Below are 23754 nucleotides of genomic sequence, written 5' to 3'. Positions count from 1 at the left end.
TATGGTGCGCGCGATGACGGGGATTTGGACGAAATGAGCGATATTCAGCACTTTCAGGAAGGCGCGCGCGTTGGCGTTCTGACTGCGCAGCCCTTGGACCGCATCCTTACCTATCGCGCACCCGAAGGGGGTTGCGTTCAGGGTGCATTTGTTGAGGTGCCGCTTGGCCCGCGTAAAGTGCTGGGTGTGGTGTGGGGACCGGGTGAAGGCGAATTTGATGCGGCCAAATTGCGCGCCGTGATCCGGGTGCTGGACGTGGCCCCGATGCGCGCCGAGATGGCCGAGTTTCTGACCCGTGTGGGTGATTACACCCTGACACCGATGAGCCAGATGCTGCGCCTTGCCACCCGCGCGCCGGGCCTGTCTGACCCGCCTTCAATGCGGAAGGTGCTGAAGGCGTCGGGTCATCGCCCGAACCGTCTGACCGATGCCCGTGCCAAAGTGATGGACGTGCTGATGGACCAGCCCGGCGTTGGGTTTACGCAGAAGGAACTTGCCGATCTGGCGGGGGTCAGTGGGTCAGTCGTCAAAGGGTTGGTGAAGCTGGGCGCGATCCGCGAGGAAGATACGCCCCGCGATGTGCCCTATCCGCTGCTGGACCCAGACCTGCCCAGTAAAGAGCTGACCGACGAACAGGCCGCCGCCGCCAAACACCTGACCGACGGCGTACGCGCGGGCCGCTATGGCACGACGCTTTTGCGCGGCGTCACGGGCGCGGGTAAGACCGAGGTGTATCTGGAAGCCGTCGCCGCCTGTTTGCGCAAGGGCCGTCAGGCGCTGGTGCTGCTGCCTGAAATCGCCCTGACCGCCGAGTTCCTGAAGCGTGTCGAAGAACGCTTCGGCGCGCGCCCCGCCGAATGGCATTCTGGCGTTACCATGACCGAACGCCGCCGCTGCTGGCGGATGGTCGGGCAGGGGGACGCCTCGCTTGTCGTGGGTGCGCGCTCCGCGCTCTATCTGCCGTTCCGAGATCTAGGGCTTGTGATCGTCGATGAGGAACATGACAGTTCTTACAAACAGGAAGACGGCGTGCTGTATTCCGCGCGCGATATGGCGGTGTTAAGGGCCTCGATCTGTGATGCGCAAGTGGTGCTGGCCTCGGCCACGCCATCACTGGAAACTTGGGCCAATTGCGAAGCGGGCAAATATAAACGGATCGACCTGACCAGCCGCTACGGCCCCGCCGTCATGCCCGACATGCGCGCGATTGATATGCGACAAGAGGATTTGCCCTCGCAGAGCTGGATCTCTCCTACGTTGAAAGCCGCCGTCACCTTGCGGATGTCCAAGGGCGAGCAGTCGCTTTTGTTCATCAACCGCCGGGGTTATGCGCCGGTCACCATCTGTCGCGCCTGCGGGCACCAGATCGGTTGCGATCACTGCGACGCACGGATGGTGGAACACCGATTCCAGAAGCGACTGGTGTGTCACCAATGCGGCGAGACGAAACCGATGCCCGAGGCCTGCCCGGACTGCGAGGTTGAGGGTAAGCTGGCCCCGGTCGGTCCCGGCGTGGAACGGTTGGCAGAAGAGGTACGGGCCAGTTTCCCCGACGCCCGCGTCGCGGTGCTGTCGTCGGACTTGTTCGGGTCAGCCCGTGCGCTGAAGGAACAGATCGAACTGATTGCGGACGGGGGTGCCGACATCATCATCGGCACGCAACTGGTGGCAAAGGGGCACAACTTCCCCAAGCTGACGCTTGTGGGGGTGATCGACGCCGATCTTGGCTTGCAAGGGTCCGACCTGCGCGCGGCAGAGCGCACCTTTCAACTGATCCGACAGGTCGCGGGGCGCGCCGGGCGGGTGGAAACACCCGGTGTTGCGTTGCTGCAGACATTTCAGCCCGAACACCCCGTGATCCGCGCGATCCTGGCGGGCGAGGAAGAGAAATTCTGGAAGGCCGAGGCAGGCGAACGCCAAGCCGCCGGGGTGCCGCCTTATGGGCGTCTGGCCGGGATTGTCCTGTCCTCGCCGGACATCCAGGCGGTGTTTGACCTGGGTGCGGAAATGGCCCGCAGGTCCGAGCCGCTGACCCAGATCGGGGCGCAACTTTTCGGACCCGCCCCGGCCCCCATCGCCCGCGTGCGCGGCCGCCACCGTGTGCGCCTTCTGGTCAAAGCCGAAAAGACAGCGCCCATTCAGGCCGCGTTGAAACGGTGGCTTGCGCAGTTCCAGATCAAAGGAGATATGCGCGTGTCCGTGGATATTGATCCACAGAGTTTCTATTGACAGAAATGTCAGCAAGAAGGGGCCTTGCCCCTCTCGCCCCCTTTGGGGGCAATTCACCCCAGGATATTTGAGACAAGAAAAAAGGCGCGACTTTCCTGCTTTTTCTTGTCTCAAATATCCCGGGGTGAGCCTTGTAAAAGGCGAGGGGCAGCGCCCCTTACTCCGCCGCCACACCCACAGGTCCCTGCTGGTCCACTAGCGCATCGGTGAGCACAGCGCCTATCCACATGCAGACCAACGCCAGCCAAGCGGTGCCGACGAAGATCGAGGTGCCGGTGACGCCTGCCCCGATCGCACAGCCGCCGGCAAGCATCGCGCCGAAGCCCATCAGAACAGCCCCGAACATGGAGCGGCGCATGTTCGCCTCGCCTTCGAAGCCCTGGAACTTGAACTCGCCGTTCAGCCAACTGGCGGCGAAGGCCCCGATGACGACACCGGGCACAAGCCCCACGTCGAACTCCAGCACCGGGTCGGGGATCAGGAAGAACATGAGCGTATTCGCAGACGGGCCCGAGAAGGTGGCCGAGGTGACGGACACTGGTTCGAATGCGGCCAGCGACAGTTGATAGGTCAGCACCCAGCCAAGCGCGACGGCAAAGCCCACGCCGGATCCGAAGACCAGCCGTTTATAACCCATTCCAGAGCGGCGAGCGATATAGATGGCAAGCACGGCGGTCAGAAGGCCAAACACCAGCCCGGACCAATTTGGAACACCCAGTGCGTTCATCAGGTTCACATTCGTCCCGCCATCGGTCATCCACAGCCGGGCGAGTTTGTCGCGGGTGGGGGCGAGCCAGCCGTGCAGGCTCATCTGCGCGACAACCGCGAAGATCAGTCCCGACACAACAGATCGCAGGTTGCCTGTGGCGGCCAGCACCAGCAGTCGGCCTGAACAGCCGCGCGCCAACACCATGCCGACACCAAACATCAGCCCGCCGATCACCGCGCCCGACCACGTTCCGGTCACCGCCATCATGCGCGCATCTTCGGGCCGCATCAGGCCCAGAAGCGATGCGCCCTGCACCCAGACCAGCGCGGTTGAAAAGGTTAGCAGCCACACCGCGACCGAGCTGTCCATTCTGCGGCGGGCAAACTCGACCGTGGCCGCGCGCAGGCAAAACCGCGACCGTTGGGCCGCGACGCCAAAGACAATACCGGTGATTAACCCGAACAGCGCGGCTGTCGGGGCTTCTCCGATACGGTCAATCAGGGGCACGATGTCCATGTGGTCTCCTATTGAATGGCGGTCAGAATACCGGAGGTGCGCCGTGTCTGCCTTGACATATATCATAAACATATACGCTTGGGTGAATGCGTTTTGATCTCGCCAACCAGAGGAAACAGGCGTAAGGCGAGGGCATGAGACACCAGATCCTGACCCTGGACCAAGCCCGGACCCTGCCGTTCTGGCGGCGCCCCATCTTTCTTTTGATGTTGATGGCGGCGGGGATGCCGATTGCATTCTTCACCTGGTCGGCGCTTTTGAACAACTTCGTGATCGAGGCCGCAGGATTCACCGGGGTCGAGATCGGCTGGTTGCACACGGTGCGCGAGATCCCCGGGTTTCTCGCCATCGGGGTGATCGCCCTTCTGATGTTGTTTCGTGAGCAGGTGTTGGGGATCGTGGCGCTGGGTCTTTTGGGGGCCGCGACGGCGATCACGGCCTGGTTTCCGAGTTTTGGCGGCATTCTGACCGTCACGATGTTGTCTTCGATCGGGTTCCACTATTTCGAGACGGTCAACCAGTCGCTTCAGCTTCAGTGGATCGACAAGAAACGCGCACCCCAGATGCTGGGCTGGATCATGTCCATCGGGTCGGCGGCGGCGCTGCTCAGCTATGGTTTGCTGGTGCTGACCTGGAAAACCTTCGATCTGAGCTACAACCTTGTCTATATGATCGCTGGCGGCACGACGCTGGCCATCGCGGTGTTTGCGTTCTTTGCCTATCCTCAGTTTGAAAGCCCGGAGCCGCAGCTGAAGCAGTTCGTGCTGCGCCGCCGTTACTGGCTGTATTATGCCCTGCAATTCATGTCCGGCGCGCGGCGTCAGATCTTCACTGTGTTTGCGGCATTCATGATGGTGGAACGCTTCGGGTTCGAGGTGCACGAGGTCACGGCGCTGTTCCTGATCAACTATCTGGCCAATATCTTCTTTGCGCCCCTGATGGGGAAGGCAGTTGCGAAGTGGGGCGAGCGGCGTGCTTTGGTCTTTGAATACACGGGACTGATCTGCGTGTTCCTGGCCTATGGCGGTATCTACTACTTTGGCTGGGGGGTAATTTTGGCGGCGGCGCTTTACGTGCTGGATCACCTGTTCTTTGCTCTGGCGTTTGCATTGAAAACCTACTTCCAGAAGATTGCGGACCCGCAGGATATTGCCCCGACAGCCGCCGTGGCCTTTACCATCAACCATATCGCGGCGGTCTTTCTGCCCGCGCTTTTGGGGTATCTGTGGGTCGTGTCGCCGGGCGGTGTCTTTGCCTTGGCCGCAGGCATGGCCTGTGTGTCCTTGATGCTGTCGCTTCTGATCCCGCGCCATCCCGCGAAGGGCAACGAGACGGTGTTTGCGCGCCCGCTGCCACAGGTGGCCGAATAGCCCGGCGTTTGTGGCGCTGGTTGAGGTTGACCGGGCACGCACGTCTCGCTAGGCCGAATGTGTCATCAGAAAGGATGCTCTCATGCCGACATGGACCGCTCTTACCACCCTGAAAGGCCAGGACGCCGCCGAGGCCCTGGGTGTGGCGATGGAGGCATTGACGCCCGAACCGACCGGTGTCGGGGTGTTCGAGGTCGAGGATGGCAGCGGCATATGGGAGGTCGGCGGCTATTTCACCGAAGAACCGGACGCTGCCGGACTGGCCCTTCTGTCCGCGATGCACAACGCAAGGGATTTCACCGTTTCGCAATTGCCCGAGGTCGACTGGGTCGCCCATGTGCGCCGTGAACTGACTCCGGTCGAGGCGGGGCGGTTCTTTGTGCACGGCAGCCATGACGCCGATCAGGTGCCGGACGGAAAGATTGCCCTGTTGATCGAGGCCGCGATGGCCTTCGGCACCGGGCATCACGGCACCACGCTGGGCTGCCTGAAGGCACTGGACAGGTTGGTGGAGCAGGGATTTGTTGGAAAGAACGTTGTCGATATTGGCTGCGGGACCGCGGTTTTGGCCATGGCGGCGGCGCGCGTCTGGCCCAATCCGGTCCTGGCCAGCGATATTGATCAGGTGGCCGTCGATGTGGCCAAGGCGAATGTCGCCGCCAACAATCTGGAGGAACGTGTCAACTGTGTCGAAGCGGCCGGGTTCAACGCGCCCGCCCTTCAGGAAGCGTCCCCCTTCGATCTGGTCTTTGCCAATATTCTGAAAGGTCCACTGATCGGCCTGGCCCCGGATATGGCGAAACACCTTTCTACCAAGGGTTATGCGATTCTGTCGGGTATTCTGAACCCGCAAGCGGACGAAGTGATCGCCGTTTATATCCAAAACGGGTTCAATCTGGTCGATCGCACCGAAATTGTTGACTGGACGACACTGGTTCTTGAAAAAACTTAGCCTTTTTCACCGAAAATTTGACAGATTTCTAGCCAGAAACACTTTTTTGCCATATTCTGACCTGGGTGTATTTTTAATTTTATTTGTTCGGGAGGGTATTGAAAGTGACTGATGCACAAGTTCAAGACTTTCAGAAACGGGTGCGCGGAATTAGCCGCCAGCACCGTCGACTGTCGCAAGGTTATGTTCAACTGGTCGAACGTGATGGGCTTTTGGTGCCCAGCAAGCCCAAACTGCGCCGTGGGTTTCCGGTCAAGGGGCTGATCCTGACGGTTGTCGGCTTCATGTTGTTCAAGGGCTTTCTGTTCAGCCAGGTTGGTGTGATCAACTATAATGATCGCGTTGACCGACTGGCACAGGGGACGATGATTGAACAGGCCGGGGCGTGGATCATGCAGGACGATCCTGTGACCACCGCCATTGCCGGGTTCATGTCCAACCCGTTCTGACACAGAAAATCACTGCTCAATTCTGACCCGGATGCAACGATGCGTTTCGGGTTGGTTTCACGTGGATACACCGCTGTTGCGATGCCGTTGCGACGCAAAGCCACATTTTCCACAACATCAGGCTGTCTTGACTGGCAAATCCTCTTGGCCTTGCCTATTTGCCTTGTCTAGAACGATCCGAGCATGAACAGGAGGCGCCCGATGGCAAAGATCACCTATATCGAGCATAACGGAACACAGCACGTCGTGGATGTGGCAAACGGTTTGACCGTGATGGAAGGCGCGCGTGACAATAACGTGCCGGGGATCGAAGCGGATTGCGGCGGTGCCTGCGCCTGTTCGACCTGTCACGTTTATGTCGATGCGGAATGGGTCGACAAGGTGCCTGCGAAGGATGCGATGGAAGAAGACATGCTGGACTTCGCCTATGAGCCTGATTCCGAACGTTCGCGCCTGACCTGTCAGCTCAAGGTCACGGATGATCTTGACGGGCTGGTGGTGCATCTGCCTGAAAAACAGATCTGATGATGGCTCTGCGGGCGGCGCTGATATTCTGCTGCCTTGCCGCGCCCGCCGCGGCTCAGATCACGCAGGCCCGTTATGTTGACCCGACCGATCGTTATGGTCACGGGGCCGTTCCCGGTGGTGAATATGGCGCGCTTGAAGTGACATTGGCCGATGGCGCACACGCGCTTGTGCATGTGAAGGGCGGCGTGTTCGAGGATACAAGGCCGCGCCTGCACGAATTCGATGGCGACGGCGCGCCCGAGGTTGTGACCGTGTTCAGCGGCGATGATGTGGGCGCCATGATCCGCGTCTATGGGTGGCAGGATGGTAAGCTGTCCTTGCGCGGTGCCAACACGCCGATTGGCACGCGTCACCGTTGGCTGGCCATTGCCGGGATTGCCGATTTCGATGGTGACGGGTTGGACGAGATCGCCTTTGTCGACCGCCCGCATTTGGCGCGCAGGTTGACGCTGGTAACGGTCCACCCTGGTGCTGAAGGGTATAGATTCACCGATCTTGCCACTGTCGGGGGGGTCACTAATCACAAGTTTGGCAGCCCGGTGATCGAGGGTGGCGTGCGCGACTGTATGGACACAGCCCCGGTGATCGTGACCGCAAGCGCCAACTGGTCGCGGATCATTGAAACCCGTCTGGATGGCGGAGAGCTGAAACTGACCAATGTCGGCCCCTATACCGGGCCGGACAGCCTTTCGGCGCGCCTTGGCTGTTAAAGCGCCCGCCAGCCGATATCTTTGCGATTGAACCCCTCGGGCCAGTCGATCTTGTCAATCATCGCATAGGCGCGGTCGCGCGCCTCTTGCAGGCTGTCGCCGCGCGCGGTCACGTTCAGGACGCGCCCGCCGGTGGCCGTGATCTTGCCATCGACTTCCGTTGTGCCGGCGTGAAAGACCATGTTCTGTGAATCTTCGGGTAGGTCGTCCAGCCCATTGATCACCGACCCCTTCTGATAGGCACCGGGATAGCCATTGGCTGCCATCACCACCGTGATCGCGTGATCATCAGCCCAGTTCACCTGGGCCTCGTCCAACCGCTCTTCCGCACAAGCCAGCATCAGGTCCAACGCCTGCGCGCCCAGACGCATCATCAATACCTGGCATTCCGGGTCGCCGAAACGGGCGTTGTATTCCACCAGCCGCGCCTGCCCATCCTTGATCATGAAACCTGCGTAGAGCACCCCCTGATAAGGCGTGCCGCGCTTGGCCATTTCGGCCACGGTCGGTTCGATGATTTCGCGCATGGCGCGGGCGGCGATCTCGTCCGTCAGGACGGGGGCGGGGGAATAGGCGCCCATGCCGCCGGTGTTCAGCCCGGTGTCGCCATCGCCTACCCGCTTGTGGTCCTGCGCGGTGCCGATGGGCAGGGCGGTCTTGCCATCGCAGAGGATGAAATAGGATGCCTCTTCGCCATCCATGAACTCCTCGATCACCACTTCGGCGCCCGCGCCGCCAAATGCTCCACCGAACATATCGTCAATGGCGTCCAGCGCTGTTTTCTCGTCCATGCCGACGATCACGCCCTTACCCGCGGCCAGCCCGTCCGCCTTCACCACGATTGGAGCGCCTTGTTCGCGGATATAGGCTTTCGCGGCCTCGGCATCGGTGAAATGCGCATAGGCCGCTGTCGGTGCACCCGCCGCATCGCAGATTTCCTTGGTAAAGCTTTTCGAAGCCTCCAGTTTCGCCGCTTCCGCAGAAGGTCCGAAGACCTTGATCCCGGCCTCGCGCAGGCGGTCGGCAACGCCTGCCGCCAAGGGGGCTTCCGGGCCGACTATCACGAAATCAATGTTGTTTTCCTGTGCGAAGGTGACGACCGCATCCCCGTCCTCAATGTCCAGCGCCGCGCACTCGGCGATCTGCGCCATGCCAGCATTGCCGGGTGCGACGACAAGCCGGTCGCATTTCGGGTTCTGCATCACCGCCCATGCCAGCGCATGTTCGCGCCCGCCGCTGCCCAGAATAAGGATGTTCATGGCTCGTCCCCCGCTTGGCCTTCTGTCACCGGCGTTCTAAGGTCGCGGGGAGCAATGCACAAGAACCGAGGCATCATGTCCGACCTGATTGACGACCCCACCCCCGGCCAGAACGCGCCCGAGTTCACCGTTTCGGAAATTTCCGGTGCCGTTAAGAAAACCATCGAAGGCGCCTTTGGCCGTGTGCGGGTGCGCGGAGAGGTCGGGCGGGTGATGCTGGCGCGCTCGGGCCATCTGTATTTCGACGTGAAGGATGACCGGTCTGTCTTGGCCGCGGTCAGTTGGAAAGGGCAGGTCAGCCGCTTGTCGATCCGTCCCGAGGAAGGGATGGAGGTGATCGTCACCGGCAAGCTGACCACGTTTGGCAGCCAGTCGAAATATCAGCTCAACGTGGATGATGTCGTTGTCGCGGGCGAAGGCGCGTTGATGGCGATGTTGGAAAAGCGCAAGAAAACACTGGCGGCGGAAGGGCTTTTTGCGCCCGAACGCAAGAAAAAGCTGCCCTTCCTGCCCGAGGTGATCGGGGTCGTGACCTCGCCGTCTGGGGCGGTAATCCGCGATATTCTGCACCGATTGCGAGACCGCTTTCCGCGCAAGGTGTTGATCTGGCCTGTCGCTGTGCAGGGCGAGGCCTGCGCGCCACAAGTGGCTGCCGCGATTGAGGGGTTCAACCAGTTGTCGTCGGGCGGTGCGCTGCCCCGCCCTGATCTGTTGATCGTCGCGCGTGGTGGTGGCTCGATCGAAGATTTGTGGGGCTTCAACGAGGAAATCGTCGCGCGCGCCGCCGCTGCGTCGGACATTCCGCTGATCTCGGCTGTTGGGCATGAAACGGACACCACGCTGATCGACTTCGTGTCCGACCTGCGTGCACCGACGCCGACAGCGGCAGCGGAACATGCCGTGCCGGTGCGGTTGGAGTTGCTGGCCTGGACCGAAGAACAAGGCACCCGCCTGACCCGCTCGCTTGAACAGGCGCTGATGCAACGCGGCCAGCGATTGCGCGACCTGGCCCGCGCCTTGCCCCGCCCCGAGGCATTGTTGGATAACCCGCGCCAACGTCTGGATACGGCCAGCCACAAGTTGCCCAATGCCCTGCGCCATGTCGCGCAATCGCGCCGGGTGAAACTGGCCGAGGCATCCGCCGGTCTGCGTCCGCGTGTGCTGACCGCGCGGCTTCAGCCGATGCACGAGCGGTTGAAGATGGCCACGGCGAGGCTGGACCCGGACCGCATCACCGACGCCAACAAGCGCCGCACCACCGAGACGGCAAACCTGTCCGACCGTCTGGACCGCGCTTTTCGTGCCAATACCAAATCGCACCGCGACCGCCTGTCTGGCCTTGAGCGGATGCGCCAGACGCTGGGCTATACCGAGACACTGAAGCGTGGCTATGCCGTGGTGCGCGGCGATGGAGATGTGGTGACAACACAAGCCGCCGCCGCGAAGGCCAAGGCGCTTGAGATTGAGTTTGCCGATGGGCGGTTGGCCGTCAGCGGCGATGGGGCGGCAAAACCTGCTGCACCGGCCCGAACGCCGAAGCCCAAGAAAGACGCGCCGGATCAAGGATCGCTGTTCTAGCGCGCCGCAGGGTCAGCTTTTGCGCGGCCCCGCTCGCCCCTGCGGTTTTCCGCCAGATCGTTTGCCACCGGGTCGACCTCCCTTGTAGGCTGGCTTGGCGCCCGGTTTGCTGCCATGCTTGCCGCGCGGTATTTCGTTCCGTTTGCGCACAGGCGCAGGCTTCGCGCCCTCCAGCCCCAATTGGTCACGCACCACGCGCGGACGGATTTCCTCGACCTCGCCGGGTTTCAATTCGCCCAGTTGGAAGGGGCCGTAACTGACACGAAGCAGGCGGTTGACGGTCAGCCCCACCGCCTCCATCGCGCGGCGGACTTCGCGGTTTTTGCCTTCGCGCAGAGTGACGGTCAGCCACGCGTTTGCCCCCTGTTGGCGGTCCAGCGACACGGCCATTGGCTGAAACTTCTCGCCGTCGATGGTGATGCCCTTGCGCACCGGTACCAATGTGTCCTCGGTCGGACGCCCGTTCACACGCACGCGGTATTTGCGCGACCACCCGGTTGAGGGCAGTTCCAGCTTGCGCTTCACCTCGCCATCATTGGTTAAGAGCAACAGACCTTCCGAGTTCAGGTCAAGCCGCCCGACGCTCATCACGCGGGGCAGGTCGTCGGGCAGGTTGTTGAACACCGTGTCGCGCCCTTTCTCATCCCGCTCCGTCGTCACAAGACCCACGGGTTTGTAGTACAACCACATGCGCGGCGGTTCGGGGTCGGCCAGCGGTGCGCCGTCAAACAGGATTTCATCACGCGGCGTGACATTCAGGGCGGGGCTGTCGATCACCGTGCCGTTCACCGTCACCCGGCCCGCTTCAATCATGCGTTCGGCCTCGCGGCGGCTGGCGACACCGGCGCGGGCCAGCACCTTGGCGATGCGGTCGCCCTTCGCGCTGTCTGGCGCTTTCGGGGCGGGTGTTTGTGCGGATTTACGCGCAGGGGGGCGTTTCTTGTCAGTCATGCCCCCGCATAGCGCGCGGCGCGGCAAAGGGGAAGCCTTGGCAAGCGGGCAGGTCCAAGGCAAAAGGGGGCATGAGCCGTTTCAAAAGCCATATGGATGCCGCGATGGACGAAGCCCGCGCCGCCGCCGCGCGGGGCGAGGTTCCTGTGGGGGCGGTGCTGGTGTCGCCATCTGGTGAAATCATCGCGGCTGCAGGCAACCGGACACGCGAGTTGAACGACCCCACCGCCCACGCCGAAGTGTTGGTGATCCGCGAAGGCTGCGCGCAAGCCGGGTCTGAACGTCTGCCGGACCACGATCTTTATGTGACGTTGGAACCCTGTCCAATGTGCGCCACAGCCATATCCGCCGCGCGTATTCGACGGGTCTATTATGGCGCGGCGGACCCAAAATCAGGCGGTGTTGCCCACGGCCCCCGCATCTTCACTCATCCGCAATGTCACCATGTCCCCGAGGTCTATGATGGCATCGGCGCGGATGAGGCCGAGCGTATCTTGAAAGACTTCTTTGCCGCCCGGCGTTGAAGATCAGATCGTGATGGGCTTCAAGACCTCTGGTTCGATCACGTTCACATCCGGCAACGCCTTGATCAGCTCTTCCGCCGACTGCGCCAGAATTGGGAAGGTTTTGTAGTGGCAGGGAATCACCGTCTTGAAATCAAAATATCGTTTCGCCGCATAGGCAGCCCGCGCCATGTCCATCGTGTAATGGCCGCCCGCACACAGTATGCCGATATCGGGTTTGTGCAGATCGCCCATCCACTCCATATCCGCCATGATGTCAGTGTCGCCAGAGACGTAAATGACATGACCCTCGCCCGCGATCATGAACCCCGCTTCAGAACCCGCATGTAAAAGGCGATTGTCGCCCAAATGGTCGAGGGTCGATGAATGTGAGGCGTTCACCATCGTCACCTTCGCCCCGTTCAGGTCGATGGTGCCACCCTTGCCAAAGCCCAAAGTCTCAATCCCGTCCTCGTTGCCCCAGAAGGTGGCAAGCTCGTGGATCGCGGCGATGGGAATGCCCTTTTCGCGCGCAATCGAAAGCGATGACGACGCGTGATCCCCATGCCCGTGCGTGATCAATATATGGGTCGCGCCCTCGGTCGCCTCGTCCCGGCGGTCTTCGGGAAACATCGGGTTGCCGATCAGCCAGGGATCGACAAGAAGAACGGCGCCTTCGATTTCGATCCGAAAGCCGGAATGCCCAAGGAACGTGATTTTCATGGAAAGCCTCCCTTTTTCATAATTTGGGATCAGAGTAACAGCAAAACCGCGCCTGTCACCCGTGGGCCAGTGCCGCAACCCCAAGGGCATGGCTTGCGGGCAGGGCGGGCGCGCGCTAAACGATCTGGCGAAACACAGACGGGAGCACCCCATGTCGATCGACATTGAAACCGCGCGCAAGGTTGCGCATCTGGCCCGCATCAAGGTCGAAGACGACCGCTTGCCGGAGCTTGCCGAAAACTTCAACGCGATCCTCGGATTTATCGAGCAGTTGAACGAGGTGGATGTCGAGGGCGTCGAGCCCATGACTTCGGTCACGCCGATGCGTCTGAAGCGGCGTGAGGATGTGGTGACGGATGGCAATATGCCCGAGAAGGTTTTGTCCAACGCGCCGGATGCGCGCGAAGGCTTCTTTGCGGTGCCGAAGGTGGTGGAATAATGGCTGAGCTGAACAAACTGACAATCGCCGAGGCCCGCGATGCGATGCGCAAGGGCGATCTGACCTCGGCAGAGTTGACCGAGGCGTGCCTGACCGAGATTGAAGGCGCGGGTGCGCTGGGCGCGTTTGTCCACAACACCCCCGATCTGGCGCGCGAACAGGCCAAGGCGGCGGATGCGCGCATCAAGGCAGGCGACGCGCCGGATATGTGCGGCATTCCCCTGGGCATCAAGGATCTGTTCTGCACCAAGGGCGTGGCGTCGCAGGCAGGCTCGCGCATCCTTGAAGGCTTCGTCCCGGAATACGAATCGACCGTCAGCCAGAACCTGCTGGACAATGGCGCCGTCATGCTGGGCAAGCTGAACATGGACGAATTTGCCATGGGCTCGTCGAACGAAACATCGGTTTATGGCAATGCGGTGAACCCGTGGAAGGTTGATGACCGCAAGTTGACACCGGGCGGGTCGTCCGGTGGGTCTGCGTCTGCGGTGGCCGCTGACCTGTGCCTTGCCGCGACCGGCACCGATACCGGTGGGTCAATCCGCCAGCCAGCGGCCTTCACCGGCATCACGGGGATCAAGCCGACCTATGGCCGCTGTTCGCGCTGGGGCGTGGTGGCCTTCGCGTCCTCGCTGGATCAGGCAGGACCGATGACCAAATCGGTGCGCGACGCGGCGATCATGCTGGAGGCCATGTGCGGCCATGACATGAAAGATTCGACCAGCGCCGACCTGCCCGTGCCGAACTTCGAGGCAATGCTGACCGGCGACATCAAGGGCAAGAAAATTGGCATCCCCAAGGAATACCGCATGGACGGGATGCCAGACGAGATCGAAGCCCTTTGGGCCAAAGGCGCCGACATGCTGCGCGATGCGGGGGCCGAAATGGTCGATATCTCGTTGCCGCACACGAAATACGCGCTGCCAGCCTATTACGTGATCGCACCGGCCGAGGCGTCGTCGAACCTCGCCCGTTATGACGGTGTGCGCTATGGCCACCGCGCCAAGCTGGGGCAGGGCGATGGTATCAACGAGATGTATGAAAAGACCCGCGCCGAAGGCTTCGGTGACGAGGTGCAACGCCGCGTGATGGTTGGCACTTACGTTTTGTCGGCTGGGTTCTATGACGCCTATTACAACCGCGCCCGCAAGGTCCGCGCGCTGATCAAGAAAGACTTTGATGACGTGTTCGCGCAAGGGATCGACGCGATTCTGACGCCTGCTACGCCCTCCGCCGCCTTCGGGTTGGGCGAGATGGAGAATGCCGATCCGGTCAAGATGTATCTGAACGATGTCTTCACCGTGACTGTGAACCTTGCCGGGCTGCCGGGCATCTCGGTTCCTGCCGGGCTGGACGCGCAGGGCCTGCCGCTGGGGCTGCAACTGATCGGGCGTCCGTGGGAAGAGGGCGATTTGCTGAATATCGCTCACGAGGTCGAAGCACGTGCAGGATTTGTGGCAAAGCCGCAAAAATGGTGGTAACGCGGGCGGGTTAATCAATCCGCCCGCCAGAAAGAGGGTTTCATGCGTTATCTTGTAGGTTTCATGGCCGTTGCAACGGTGTCGGCCTGTGTCAGCAATGCCCCCGACAGCCGGTCGCCGGACACCGCCCTGCCGCGCGCCGAGGCCGTGTCGGGCGCGCCCTTGTCGGCGATGATCGAAGGCAGTTCCGTCACCAGTCAATCGCTTGACGGGGGTCAGGACAGCACCGCTGCCGCTGCGCCCGGTATCTCGGATGAACAGGATTTCAGCGCCGTGGCGGCGCGTGAAAGCATCGAAAGCGACGCGGAACGCATTGAGAATTATCAGGCGGCCTATCAGCAGGCCGAGGTTGTGGCCGTGCCGGACAGGCCCGATGGCACTGATGTGTCTGTGGTGGAATATGCCTTGTCGACCTCCAACACTGTGGGACAGTCGATCTATTCTCGCTCGGCCTTGTCGGGCGAGGCGCGGGCAGAGCGCAATTGCGCCCGTTATACCTCGGCCGATTTCGCGCAGATCGCGTTTCTTGAGGCCGGTGGCCCGAATCGCGACCGGCACGGGTTGGATCCGGATGGCGACGGATTTGCCTGCGGCTGGGATCCAGCCCCGTTCCGAACGGCTCGCGGTGCGGTCGCGGAAGAAACGGTGGTCGAGGATTCAGGGATCAGCAAAGCCGACCTGGAGGCTGTTGGCATTACGACCGACGGCACATCGGGCACGACGGCGCCGTCCGATACGACGGTCCTGCCCGATCCGGCCCCGCTTCCGGGCGATACAATGAACATCTCGGACGAAACCATCGCGAGCGAATAAGTGCAGATCACGTCCCGTCCGTCCCCGAATTTCGGCCCGCGACGGGACGGGCTTACGCCAACACTGATCGTTCTGCACTATACCGCCATGCCGGATCCCGCCAAGGCACTGGATAGGCTGTGCGCGCCGGAACACGAAGTCTCGGCGCATTATTTCCTGCATCGCGATGGGCGGGTGTTCCAACTTGTGGATGAGGACATGCGGGCGTGGCATGCGGGTGCAGGGACTTGGGGGGGGATGGATGACATCAACTCCCGTTCGATCGGCATCGAAATGGACAATGACGGTGCCTCACCTTTTTCAGAGCCGCAGATGTCGACGCTTGAAACCGTGTTGCCCGAGATCATGCAGAGATGGAACATTGCGCCCGAGGGCATCATTGGTCACAGCGATATGGCTCCGGGGCGCAAAGCAGATCCCGGCCCGCGCTTTGACTGGGCGCGCCTGGCGCGACAGGGGCTTGTTGCACGCTCGGGCAGGTCTGAACCGATTGACGACCTCGCAATCGAAACCTTCCGCAGCTGCGCAGCCAAGCTGGGCTATCCAACCGACATCGACGACACCGCGCTGCTCACCGCCGTGCGCCTGCGTCACCGCCCGTGGGGCAACGGCCCTTTGTCAAAAGAGGATTTCGCGGCCCTTCCCGACGTTTCGCATTTTCTTGTGTAAAACATCCCGGGGGAGCATAAGTTTCGGCCGGAAATTCATACGGGGGCAGCGCCCCTTCCGCCGTCGCTCTCTTGACGCGTTGGCTGCGCTTCTCTAACTCCGGCGTTGCGCGGATGGCTGGATGACCGCGGGTGACTGGAGGGGCGTGCCCCTGCGTGACGCGAGGAAAGTCCGGACTCCACAAGGCAATGGTGCCGGGTAATGCCCGGCCGGGGAAACCCGAGGGAAAGCGCCACAGAAAACAGACGGCCCGCGCCTGTCGCGGGTCACGGTGAAACGGTGGGGTAAGAGCCCACCGCGCGCTTGGCAACAAGGGCGGCACGGCAAGCCCCACCAGGAGCAATGCCAAATAGGGATCGCGCGGGGGCAACCCCAGGGGCGTCTTGTCCCGAGCAGGTCCGGGTTGGCAGCTTGAGGTGCCTGGTAACAGGCATCCTAGAGGAATGGTCATCCAGGGTGGCAACACCCGGACAGAATCCGGCTTACAGGCCATCCGCGCATCTTTTCCGCCGCCTGTGGCGACGCCCTGCAGAACAGGTGCAATTTTGCCGATTGCCTGTTGACTCGGGGGCCAATGGCGCTAAAAGGCGGGTTCCAGAGATTTACCCGGGCGGGGTGCGCCCACCCGATGAGGAGCTGACGACATGGCGAAGCCGACCACGATTAAAATCCGCCTGAACTCGACTGCGGATACCGGCCACTTCTATGTGACCAAGAAAAACGCTCGCACCATGACCGAGAAGATGGTCGTGAAGAAATACGACCCGGTTGTACGCAAGCACGTTGAGTATAAGGAAGGCAAGATCAAGTAAGATCTTGTGACCTTGAACGAAAAGGGGCCGCGCCGGAATGCGCGGCCTTTTTTTGTTGTTCCTGTATGCTGGGATGGGGCGTAGTGCGACCGCGGGCGTCAGCGATGCATGATTTGCGTTGCCACCGTGTGTCCCAGCAAGGCATAGGCATTCGGGCCGGGGTGGAAGCCATCCTCGGCCATCATCTCGGGTGTCAATGGCACGTCGAACGGCATGTACTCCACCCCCATGGATCCGGCCTGTTCGGCAAGCGCCTTGTCAAAACGGCGCGCTTGCAGGCCCAGAACCCATCGCAACGGGTTGGGCAGAAGTGGAAACTTGTCAATCGGAGGTACGCCGGTGGCAATGACGCGTTTCGCCTGCCAGCTTTCGAACAGCATGGTGTAAAGCTCGGCGCGGCAGGACAGAACACGGTTTAGCGGCATCTGGCTGGTCACATCGTTAACCCCCAGAACCACAAGCGCCACATCGGTCTTTTGCGGATCCTGCGATTTCAGTATCGGCCGCACGGTGCAGGAGGTGGCGCCCGACCGCGCCATGACGCGCCATTTTACATGGTATGAGCCGCCCAGAACATGCACCATCTGTCCGGACAGGGCCAGGGATTGGTGCGGCGCACCGACACCTGACGCCGAACTGTCGCCAACGATCATCAGGGTCAGGTTTGGTCCGGTGCCTGTCTCTCCGCTCCGATGCCCGGGCGGGTCCGGCAGGATCTTCGCCATTTTGCGAACTTTCAAGGCTTGTGCTGCCAGATACGGGCTGAGCACGAGCTTGATGATGGTCTCGAAATGGCGGTTCATGGGGCGTATGTGTGTAACTAAAAAGGGCCGGTCATGTTGACCGGCCCATTGGTCGTATGAGTCAGAGATTACTCACGATTGCCCAGGAATTGCAGCAGGAACATGAACAGGTTGATGAAGTCCAGATACAGGTTCAATGCCCCCATGATCGCGGATTTCGCCAGCCATTCGCTGTCCATTGCCTGAGCGTGGGCAATGTAGTCGGTCTTGATCTTCTGCGTGTCATAGGCTGTCAGACCGGCAAAGATCAGCACACCGATCACCGAGATCGCGAAGTGAAGCATCGAGCTTCCGACAAAGATGTTCACGATCGAGGCGACGATCAGACCAATCAGACCCATGATCAGGAACGCCCCCATCGGGCCAAGGTCACGCTTGGTGGTGTAGCCGTAAAGGCTCAGACCCGCAAAGGCGATGGCGGTGATCAGGAAGGTTTGAACGATCGACACGCCGGTGAACACCAGGAAGATCGAGCTGATCGACAGACCCATCAGCGTGGCAAAGGCATAGAAAAACAACTGTGCGCCAGAGGCGGACAGGCGGTTGATCGCAGCGCCGAAGGCAAAGACCATCGCCAACGGGGCAAACATGACAACCCATTTCAGCGGCGACAGATAGATCGCTTCGCCCAAACCGGTCAGATACTTACCTTCGCTGATGGCGACGGTCGCACCTGTGGGATCCGTCGTTACAGCAAGACCGGCAATGGCCCAGCTTGCCAACGCCGTGATCAGAAGGCCCACGGACATCAGCCCATAGACCTTGTTCATGTGGGCGCGAAGCCCTTCGTCGATTGCGGCGCGGGTGCCTACACCTGCGCGAACCGTATCATATTGAGCCATTTAGACCTCCAGAAAATCACAACTGGCGAGCCCCAAACGGAAACCGCCCTTGGCCTTAATATCGGCAAGGGCGGGCTGCATTTCAAGAGGAATAGAAGAGCTTGATCAGAAAGATCAGGTATCCGGTCAGTTGGTCGGAATATCCCAAAGCGGACGATGCGCTTCGCGATATGCCGCATCCGGTGTCAGACCGATATCTTTCAGCATGTTCGCGTCCAGATCGGCCAGGGCACGGCGCTCGCGTTGGACCTCGAACGCATGAATCAGCCAGGACAGCGGCGAAAACGAGCGCTTCACGGTGGGGGTATTGGTGCAGATTACAGCAGACATCTCGCCTCTCCTTCGCTGAAATACATGATTTAACGGCGTTGCATCACCGCTCGTGATGGTTATGCTGTTTCCCGATAAATAAGTAAAATGAATGTTTTTGCGTTCATATATCAAGAGGTGTGATATGCCCCGAAATCTTGACCTGACAGCCCTGCGCAGTTTTGTCACCGTGGCGGATGCGGGCGGTGTGACGCGGGCGGCGGGCCTGTTGCATTTGACCCAGTCCGCCGTGTCGATGCAGCTGAAGCGGCTCGAGGATAATCTGGGTCGCCCGCTGCTGGATCGGTCGGGGCGTGGGGTGTCGCTGACGGCCGATGGTGAACAGCTTCTGGGTTATGCCCGTCGCATGATGCGTCTGAATGACGAGGTCTATTCCCGCCTGACCGATCACGCCTATGAGGGCGAAATCGTATTGGGGGTACCGTCCGATGTGGTTTATCCTGCAATCCCTTCGGTTCTGAAGCAGTTTCACGCCGAATATCCGCGCATGCGTGTTCAACTGATTTCGTCTTATACCAGCCGCCTGAAATCCATGTTCGCGCGCGGCGAATGCGACATTACCCTGACCACCGAAGAAGAGAAGGACGCAGGCGCGGAAACCCTGGCCGAGCTGCCGCTGGTCTGGGTCGGGGCACCAAACGGACAAGCCTGGCGCACCCGTCCCCTGCGCCTTGCCTTTGAACGCAACTGCATCTTTCGCAAAGGGGTTCAAAAGGCGTTGAACGCCGCGAATATCCAATGGGAAATGGGCGTGGACGGCGACTCGACCCGCACCATCGAAGCCTCGTTGTCTGCCGATCTTGCGGTGCATGCCGTGATTGATGGCACCGTCCAGCCATTTCTGGAGCAGATCGACCATGGCGGAGCACTGCCCGACCTGGCAATGACCCGCGTGAATATGTATGCGGCGAACAATACGGGCGGGCAGGCGATGCAGGACCTTCTGTCGATGATCCGTCGCGCCTTCGCCGCGCTCTAGGTCGATGGCGACATGATGACGACGACTTTACCGGTCGATTTGCGTTGCCTGAGCAGGTCCAGTGCTTCGTCCGCGCGCTCCAGTGGCAGGGTGTGGCTGACATGGGGCCTGATCTTGCCTTCGCCATACCACGCCAACAATTGTCGCAGGCTGTCGATCAGCGGTTCAGGCCGAAAGGCCAGATAGCCGCCCCAATAGAACCCGATCAGTGTGATGTTCTTGACCAGCATGTGGTTGGGGCGCACATCTGGCAGATCACCACTGGCAAATCCGATCAGCAGGATCCGGGCATCCGGGTTGCAGGCACGGAAGGCCGCGTTGAATTGATCGCCACCGATTGCGTCATAGACCACGTCTGCCCCACCCAGCGCCTTGATCTCGTTCCGGATGTCCTGCGTGTCGGTGTCGATCAGGTGATCCGCACCCGCACGGCGGCAGACCTCCAGCTTGTCCGCGCCGCGCGCGCAGGCGATGACGCGTGCGCCCATGACCTTGCCCACCTCGACGGCGGTCAGGCCAACCCCACCGGCGGCCCCCAAGACGACCAGAGTTTCACCCGGTTGCAGACGCGCCTTGTAATCCAGTGCCATGTGGCTGGTGCCATAGGCGACCTGAAAGGCAGCTGCGTCTTCAAAGCTCATGTTGTCAGGCAGGGGCAGGCAGCGGGCCGCATCGAACACGCCTTGCTCTGCCAACCCGCCTTGCCCTGAAAAGGCGACGACCCGTGTACCCGGTGCCGGCCCGTCCGTGTCCGGCCCAAGAGCGGTGACGATCCCTGCAGGCTCCATCCCAAGTGAAAAGGGTGGGGTGGGGGTCTCCTGATACTTGCCTTTCGTCATCAGAAGATCGGCGAAGTTCAAGCCGCAGGCCCGAATGTCCACCAAGGCCTGCCCCTGTGCCGGGGTGGGAGTGGGGATGTCGGTCAACTGTGCGGGGTGGTCGAAATCAGTGACAAGAAAGGTTTTCATACGGCCTCCTTTTTGATCACTGCTTAGGGGGTTCCGCCCCAAAAATCGAGCAAGATAGTCGAGAATCATCTGCTCACCCCTGCGTTGTGGGTTTGCAAAATGCAAAGTAATTTGCTAATCTCCTTTTGCGTGTGCGTCCACAAGTGCGACTTTCGTTGTGGTGGATGCGCCAAAAATGCGATTAGATGCTTATATCGCGTTGTAATTAATAAGTTTTTCATGATTGGCGTTGAGGCTGACCAAAAAGACAGGTTGAGTGACGGCGTCGACACGTGATCAGTGGTTGCGTAATACAATCTAGTAACGAGGAGTGGTTCAATGAAACATCCGGTGGATGTCCATGTTGGTAAGCGGGTGCGTCATCGCCGTTGGATGGTGGGTATGACGCAGCAGCAATTGGCTGAAAAAGTCGGGATCAAGTTCCAGCAGATCCAGAAATATGAAACCGGCATGAACCGCGTCTCGGCGTCTCGGCTTTGGGATATTGCAGCGGCCCTTTCGGTACCGGTCAGCTTTTTCTTTGAAGGGCTGGAAAGCAAGCCCGATGCCGACACCGAAAACGCCCTGCCCGGCGATATTCTGGCGGACAAGGAGGCGTTGGAACTGGTTCGCAGCTATTATGCCATTCCGGACAATCAGCGCCGCCGTCTGTTCGAACTGGCGCGTGTCCTGTCGGACGTGGCCTGAGCGCACCGGCTCAGAAGGCGGGCCCTGCATTTGGACCTGCGCTTGACGCCAGACCTGTTGCCCTGCTACCGCGCGGGCAGGAAACTGCCGGGGTAACATGGTGACCGATCTGAAATCCGAGGTGCAAGACGACCTGTTGCGCGTTGCAGAGGCGTTGGCCGACGCGGCGCGCATCGCCGTTCTGCCCTATTTCCGGGCCAGTGATCTGGCTGCCGAAAACAAGATCAGCGAAGGGTTTGATCCGGTTACCGAAGGCGACCGCGCCGCAGAACGCGCCATGCGCGATATCCTGTCCGTACAACGCCCGGATGATGCCATTCTGGGTGAGGAATACGGCCGGACCGAAGGGACAAGCGGTCTGACCTGGGTGCTTGACCCGATCGACGGCACCCGCGCGTTTCTGTCGGGCACGCCGACCTGGGGTGTCCTGATAGCGGTGTCGGACGCCAGCGGCCCACTGCTGGGTGTCATAGATCAGCCCTATATCGGGGAACGCTTCATTGGCGGTTTCGGAGAGGCCCGCGTGGTCGGGCCACAGGGCACACGCACGCTGAAAACCCGCGCGCCACGTGATTTGTCCGACGCGATCCTGTTCACCACCTTTCCCGAGGTCGGCACCCTTGCGGAAGGTCAGGCCTTTCAACGGCTGTCGCGGCAGGTCAGGCTGACGCGGTTCGGGCTGGATTGCTATGCCTATGGTCTTGTGGCTTCGGGGCAGATCGACCTTGTGGTAGAGGCAGGTTTGCAGGCCTACGACATCCAAGGTCCGATGGCGGTGATCCAGGCGGCGGGTGGCGTAGTCACAAATTGGGAAGGTGGTCCGGCGCATCAGGGCGGACGGGTCGTCGCGGCGGCCAATGCACAGATTCACGCGGCCGCTCTGGACCACCTGTCTGGCACCTGAACCGCGAAGCAAGACCCTTGCCCGGTGCCCGCCTCTCGTGGCACCTTGCCCCTGCGCGCGAGTCCTTTGCCCTTTCTGTCGCCGCCAATGTTGTCTCACCGAAACGGGCGGGAGGAGACAACATGGACCTGCTGATCCGCAATGCACAAACCATTCTGACCATGGATGATGATGGCCGCGAGCTGTCATCTACCGACATCCGCATCTCGGGTGGTGTGATCACGGAAATCGGCCCCGATCTGCCCCAGGATGCCGAGGTGTTGGACGCCAGCCGCGCGGTGGTGACACCGGGCTTGGTGAACACGCATCATCACCTGTATCAGACCCTGACGCGGGCAGTGCCGGGGGGACAGGACGCGCTTCTGTTCGGCTGGCTTCAGACGCTGTATCCGATCTGGTCGCGCTTCGGGCCGGATGAAATGCGCGTGTCGGCGATGGTCGGGCTGGCTGAACTAGCCCTGTCAGGCTGCACGATGAGCGCGGATCACCTCTATCTTTACCCTAATGGTGCGCGGCTTGAGGATACGATTGACGGCGCGCGCGAGGTTGGGCTGCGGTTTCACCCCACGCGCGGGGCCATGTCGATCGGGGAAAGCGATGGTGGCCTGCCGCCGGACGGGCTGGTCGAACGCGAAAGCGCCATTCTTGAAGATTGCATTCGCGTGATTGACGCCTTTCACGACCCGTCCGAAGGGTCGATGTTGCGCGTGGGCGTGGCGCCCTGTTCCCCCTTTTCCGTCAGCCGCGAGTTGATGTGGGACGCCGCCGTTCTGGCGCGCGACAAAGGTGTGATGATGCACACCCATCTGGCTGAGAATGACGAGGATATCGCCTATAGTCAGGCACAGTTCGGCTGCCGCCCCGGTCAATATGCCGAAGAGTTGGGTTGGGTCGGGGATGACGTCTGGCACGCCCATTGCGTCAAGCTGGACGGCGCCGAGATCGACCTGTTTGCCCATACCCGCACCGGGGTGGCGCATTGTCCATGTTCAAACTGCCGCCTTGGATCGGGGATCGCGCCCGTGCGCCGGATGCGCGATGCGGGCGTCAAGGTTGGCTTGGGCGTGGATGGATCGGCTTCGAACGATCAGGGCAACCTGATCGACGAAGCGCGCCAGGCCATGCTGTTACAACGCGTGGCCTTCGGCGCCGGCAAGATGAGCGCCCGCGAGGTGCTGCGCATCGCAACCCGGGGCGGGGCCGAGGTTCTGGGGCGACACGAGTGCGGCCAAATCGCGGTGGGCAAGCGCGCGGATATTGCGATCTGGGACGTGTCGGGGTTGGACTCCGCAGGCAGTTGGGACCCGGCGGCGCTGGTTCTGGCCGGACCACGACAGGTGCGCGACCTGTTCGTGGACGGGCGCCAGATTGTGCAGGATGGGCGGATCACGACGCTTGATCTGCCACGCCTTGTCGAAGATCAGAATAGGCTGGCGGCGCGTTTGGCCGGTTGACCTCCAATCCACACCGCTTTGCCAGCGCAGTCTTTTTCTGATAAGGTTATCGGTATTTTAGAACCATAACTCACGCGGATATTGCCGCAGAAAGGA

General features: G+C 61.1%; 25 protein-coding genes and 1 other RNA gene. 18 read left to right on the top strand and 8 right to left on the bottom strand.

The features are described from left to right. Positions 1-33: 33 nt before the first annotated feature. Positions 34-2229, top strand: coding sequence for a primosomal protein N' (locus IE188_RS11010; protein ID WP_191286540.1), 2196 nt, complete (start codon positions 34-36; stop codon positions 2227-2229). Between the two features lie 157 nt (positions 2230-2386). Here the strand turns inward: IE188_RS11010 and IE188_RS11005 are convergent, their stop codons facing one another. Continuing rightward, positions 2387-3454 (bottom strand): YeeE/YedE family protein, encoded by a 1068-nt coding sequence (locus tag IE188_RS11005; RefSeq protein WP_191286539.1) that lies wholly within the window; start codon positions 3452-3454, stop codon positions 2387-2389. Positions 3455-3588: 134 nt separating this feature from the next. Between IE188_RS11005 and IE188_RS11000 the strand changes: the two genes are divergently transcribed. From IE188_RS11000 to IE188_RS10980, 5 genes are all read left to right on the top strand, one after another. Beyond that, positions 3589-4824: an MFS transporter gene (locus IE188_RS11000; RefSeq protein ID WP_191286538.1), complete on the top strand. Its 1236-nt coding sequence runs from the start codon at positions 3589-3591 to the stop codon at positions 4822-4824. 82 nt (positions 4825-4906) lie between these two features. Further along, positions 4907-5776 (top strand): 50S ribosomal protein L11 methyltransferase, encoded by an 870-nt coding sequence (locus IE188_RS10995; protein ID WP_191286537.1) that lies wholly within the window; start codon positions 4907-4909, stop codon positions 5774-5776. Between the two features lie 104 nt (positions 5777-5880). Beyond that, complete coding sequence (locus IE188_RS10990) at positions 5881-6225, top strand: hypothetical protein (RefSeq protein ID WP_191286536.1); 345 nt, start codon at positions 5881-5883, stop codon at positions 6223-6225. A 201-nt stretch (positions 6226-6426) separates the two neighbouring features. Then, on the top strand, positions 6427-6750 hold the full coding sequence (locus tag IE188_RS10985; RefSeq protein WP_191286535.1) for a 2Fe-2S iron-sulfur cluster-binding protein: 324 nt from the start codon (positions 6427-6429) through the stop codon (positions 6748-6750). Beyond that, a complete protein-coding gene (locus IE188_RS10980) occupies positions 6750-7463 on the top strand; it encodes an FG-GAP repeat domain-containing protein (RefSeq protein WP_191286534.1) in 714 nt (237 codons plus the stop codon). Before IE188_RS10985 ends, IE188_RS10980 begins: the two co-directional genes overlap by 1 nt. Here IE188_RS10980 and purD read toward each other — a convergent pair. Then, positions 7460-8722, bottom strand: a complete 1263-nt coding sequence (gene purD / locus IE188_RS10975; RefSeq protein WP_191286533.1) for a phosphoribosylamine--glycine ligase — start codon at positions 8720-8722, stop codon at positions 7460-7462. The genes IE188_RS10980 and purD overlap by 4 nt on opposite strands. 75 nt (positions 8723-8797) lie before the next feature. On the opposite strand from purD, the gene xseA reads away from it, so the two are divergent. Beyond that, positions 8798-10300, top strand: coding sequence for an exodeoxyribonuclease VII large subunit (gene xseA, locus IE188_RS10970; RefSeq protein ID WP_191286532.1), 1503 nt, complete (start codon positions 8798-8800; stop codon positions 10298-10300). Positions 10301-10312: 12 nt separating this feature from the next. Here the strand turns inward: xseA and IE188_RS10965 are convergent, their stop codons facing one another. Next, positions 10313-11251 carry a pseudouridine synthase gene (locus IE188_RS10965; protein WP_191286531.1) on the bottom strand — a complete coding sequence of 313 codons (939 nt, stop codon included), beginning with the start codon at positions 11249-11251 and terminating at the stop codon, positions 10313-10315. Between the two features lie 71 nt (positions 11252-11322). Here IE188_RS10965 and IE188_RS10960 point away from each other — a divergent pair, with 71 nt between their 5' ends. After that, entirely contained in the window at positions 11323-11775 is a 453-nt protein-coding gene (locus IE188_RS10960) for a nucleoside deaminase (RefSeq protein ID WP_191286530.1), read from the top strand. Positions 11776-11778: 3 nt separating this feature from the next. Here the strand turns inward: IE188_RS10960 and IE188_RS10955 are convergent, their stop codons facing one another. Then, positions 11779-12477, bottom strand: coding sequence for a metal-dependent hydrolase (locus IE188_RS10955; RefSeq protein ID WP_191286529.1), 699 nt, complete (start codon positions 12475-12477; stop codon positions 11779-11781). 151 nt (positions 12478-12628) lie between these two features. On the opposite strand from IE188_RS10955, the gene gatC reads away from it, so the two are divergent. The 6 genes from gatC (at position 12629) to rpmG (ending at position 16691) form a co-directional block, all read left to right on the top strand. After that, positions 12629-12916 (top strand): Asp-tRNA(Asn)/Glu-tRNA(Gln) amidotransferase subunit GatC, encoded by a 288-nt coding sequence (gene gatC, locus IE188_RS10950; protein ID WP_191286528.1) that lies wholly within the window; start codon positions 12629-12631, stop codon positions 12914-12916. After that, positions 12916-14397: an Asp-tRNA(Asn)/Glu-tRNA(Gln) amidotransferase subunit GatA gene (gene gatA / locus IE188_RS10945; protein WP_191286527.1), complete on the top strand. Its 1482-nt coding sequence runs from the start codon at positions 12916-12918 to the stop codon at positions 14395-14397. The genes gatC and gatA overlap by 1 nt, the downstream gene beginning before the upstream one ends. Positions 14398-14439: 42 nt before the next feature. Beyond that, positions 14440-15210, top strand: coding sequence for a hypothetical protein (locus IE188_RS10940; RefSeq protein ID WP_191286526.1), 771 nt, complete (start codon positions 14440-14442; stop codon positions 15208-15210). Further along, complete coding sequence (locus IE188_RS10935; RefSeq protein WP_229836740.1) at positions 15211-15879, top strand: N-acetylmuramoyl-L-alanine amidase; 669 nt, start codon at positions 15211-15213, stop codon at positions 15877-15879. It abuts the gene before it with no gap. Positions 15880-15988: 109 nt separating this feature from the next. After that, positions 15989-16380, top strand: an RNA gene (gene rnpB / locus IE188_RS10930) — RNase P RNA component class A. A 143-nt stretch (positions 16381-16523) separates the two neighbouring features. Continuing rightward, the gene (gene rpmG, locus IE188_RS10925) at positions 16524-16691 is read left to right on the top strand and encodes a 50S ribosomal protein L33 (RefSeq protein ID WP_008034579.1); all 168 of its coding nucleotides are present in this window, start codon (positions 16524-16526) and stop codon (positions 16689-16691) included. 98 nt (positions 16692-16789) lie between these two features. Here the strand turns inward: rpmG and IE188_RS10920 are convergent, their stop codons facing one another. The 3 genes from IE188_RS10920 to IE188_RS10910 form a co-directional block, all read right to left on the bottom strand. Next, a complete protein-coding gene (locus IE188_RS10920; RefSeq protein WP_191286525.1) occupies positions 16790-17494 on the bottom strand; it encodes an SGNH/GDSL hydrolase family protein in 705 nt (234 codons plus the stop codon). 68 nt (positions 17495-17562) lie between these two features. Then, entirely contained in the window at positions 17563-18336 is a 774-nt protein-coding gene (locus IE188_RS10915) for a Bax inhibitor-1/YccA family protein (protein WP_191286524.1), read from the bottom strand. A 126-nt stretch (positions 18337-18462) separates the two neighbouring features. After that, on the bottom strand, positions 18463-18666 hold the full coding sequence (locus tag IE188_RS10910; protein ID WP_191286523.1) for a DUF1127 domain-containing protein: 204 nt from the start codon (positions 18664-18666) through the stop codon (positions 18463-18465). 124 nt (positions 18667-18790) lie between these two features. Here IE188_RS10910 and IE188_RS10905 point away from each other — a divergent pair, with 124 nt between their 5' ends. After that, a complete protein-coding gene (locus IE188_RS10905) occupies positions 18791-19645 on the top strand; it encodes a LysR family transcriptional regulator (RefSeq protein ID WP_191286522.1) in 855 nt (284 codons plus the stop codon). Here IE188_RS10905 and IE188_RS10900 read toward each other — a convergent pair. Further along, on the bottom strand, positions 19642-20613 hold the full coding sequence (locus IE188_RS10900) for an NADPH:quinone oxidoreductase family protein (RefSeq protein ID WP_191286521.1): 972 nt from the start codon (positions 20611-20613) through the stop codon (positions 19642-19644). The two genes, IE188_RS10905 and IE188_RS10900, sit on opposite strands and share 4 nt — an antisense overlap. A gap of 318 nt (positions 20614-20931) precedes the next feature. Between IE188_RS10900 and IE188_RS10895 the strand changes: the two genes are divergently transcribed. The 3 genes from IE188_RS10895 (at position 20932) to IE188_RS10885 (ending at position 23658) form a co-directional block, all read left to right on the top strand. Then, on the top strand, positions 20932-21300 hold the full coding sequence (locus tag IE188_RS10895; RefSeq protein ID WP_191286520.1) for a helix-turn-helix domain-containing protein: 369 nt from the start codon (positions 20932-20934) through the stop codon (positions 21298-21300). Between the two features lie 97 nt (positions 21301-21397). Next, on the top strand, positions 21398-22204 hold the full coding sequence (gene hisN, locus IE188_RS10890; RefSeq protein ID WP_191286519.1) for a histidinol-phosphatase: 807 nt from the start codon (positions 21398-21400) through the stop codon (positions 22202-22204). A gap of 122 nt (positions 22205-22326) precedes the next feature. Continuing rightward, positions 22327-23658 carry an 8-oxoguanine deaminase gene (locus tag IE188_RS10885; protein WP_191286518.1) on the top strand — a complete coding sequence of 444 codons (1332 nt, stop codon included), beginning with the start codon at positions 22327-22329 and terminating at the stop codon, positions 23656-23658. The last annotated feature ends 96 nt before the right edge of the window (positions 23659-23754 follow it).

It is taken from the genome of Aliiroseovarius zhejiangensis (genome assembly GCF_014656375.1).
Lineage (GTDB): Bacteria > Pseudomonadota > Alphaproteobacteria > Rhodobacterales > Rhodobacteraceae > Aliiroseovarius > Aliiroseovarius zhejiangensis.
The sequence above is the reverse complement of the archived record's forward strand: the minus strand, read 5'-3'. Positions and strand labels throughout refer to the sequence as shown.

Excerpts from the sequence above, each read along its gene's own strand:
- IE188_RS11010 (WP_191286540.1), top strand. The coding sequence starts at position 34 with ATGAGCGATATTCAGCACTTTCAGGAAGGCGCGCGCGTTGGCGTTCTG.
- IE188_RS11005 (WP_191286539.1), bottom strand. The coding sequence starts at position 3,454 with ATGGACATCGTGCCCCTGATTGACCGTATCGGAGAAGCCCCGACAGCC.
- IE188_RS11000 (WP_191286538.1), top strand. The coding sequence starts at position 3,589 with ATGAGACACCAGATCCTGACCCTGGACCAAGCCCGGACCCTGCCGTTC.
- IE188_RS10995 (WP_191286537.1), top strand. The coding sequence starts at position 4,907 with ATGCCGACATGGACCGCTCTTACCACCCTGAAAGGCCAGGACGCCGCC.
- IE188_RS10985 (WP_191286535.1), top strand. The coding sequence starts at position 6,427 with ATGGCAAAGATCACCTATATCGAGCATAACGGAACACAGCACGTCGTG.
- IE188_RS10980 (WP_191286534.1), top strand. The coding sequence starts at position 6,750 with ATGATGGCTCTGCGGGCGGCGCTGATATTCTGCTGCCTTGCCGCGCCC.
- purD (WP_191286533.1), bottom strand. The coding sequence starts at position 8,722 with ATGAACATCCTTATTCTGGGCAGCGGCGGGCGCGAACATGCGCTGGCA.
- xseA (WP_191286532.1), top strand. The coding sequence starts at position 8,798 with ATGTCCGACCTGATTGACGACCCCACCCCCGGCCAGAACGCGCCCGAG.
- IE188_RS10965 (WP_191286531.1), bottom strand. The coding sequence starts at position 11,251 with ATGACTGACAAGAAACGCCCCCCTGCGCGTAAATCCGCACAAACACCC.
- IE188_RS10960 (WP_191286530.1), top strand. The coding sequence starts at position 11,323 with ATGAGCCGTTTCAAAAGCCATATGGATGCCGCGATGGACGAAGCCCGC.
- IE188_RS10955 (WP_191286529.1), bottom strand. The coding sequence starts at position 12,477 with ATGAAAATCACGTTCCTTGGGCATTCCGGCTTTCGGATCGAAATCGAA.
- gatC (WP_191286528.1), top strand. The coding sequence starts at position 12,629 with ATGTCGATCGACATTGAAACCGCGCGCAAGGTTGCGCATCTGGCCCGC.
- gatA (WP_191286527.1), top strand. The coding sequence starts at position 12,916 with ATGGCTGAGCTGAACAAACTGACAATCGCCGAGGCCCGCGATGCGATG.
- IE188_RS10940 (WP_191286526.1), top strand. The coding sequence starts at position 14,440 with ATGCGTTATCTTGTAGGTTTCATGGCCGTTGCAACGGTGTCGGCCTGT.
- rpmG (WP_008034579.1), top strand. The coding sequence starts at position 16,524 with ATGGCGAAGCCGACCACGATTAAAATCCGCCTGAACTCGACTGCGGAT.
- IE188_RS10920 (WP_191286525.1), bottom strand. The coding sequence starts at position 17,494 with ATGAACCGCCATTTCGAGACCATCATCAAGCTCGTGCTCAGCCCGTAT.
- IE188_RS10915 (WP_191286524.1), bottom strand. The coding sequence starts at position 18,336 with ATGGCTCAATATGATACGGTTCGCGCAGGTGTAGGCACCCGCGCCGCA.
- IE188_RS10910 (WP_191286523.1), bottom strand. The coding sequence starts at position 18,666 with ATGTCTGCTGTAATCTGCACCAATACCCCCACCGTGAAGCGCTCGTTT.
- IE188_RS10905 (WP_191286522.1), top strand. The coding sequence starts at position 18,791 with ATGCCCCGAAATCTTGACCTGACAGCCCTGCGCAGTTTTGTCACCGTG.
- IE188_RS10900 (WP_191286521.1), bottom strand. The coding sequence starts at position 20,613 with ATGAAAACCTTTCTTGTCACTGATTTCGACCACCCCGCACAGTTGACC.
- IE188_RS10895 (WP_191286520.1), top strand. The coding sequence starts at position 20,932 with ATGAAACATCCGGTGGATGTCCATGTTGGTAAGCGGGTGCGTCATCGC.
- hisN (WP_191286519.1), top strand. The coding sequence starts at position 21,398 with ATGGTGACCGATCTGAAATCCGAGGTGCAAGACGACCTGTTGCGCGTT.
- IE188_RS10885 (WP_191286518.1), top strand. The coding sequence starts at position 22,327 with ATGGACCTGCTGATCCGCAATGCACAAACCATTCTGACCATGGATGAT.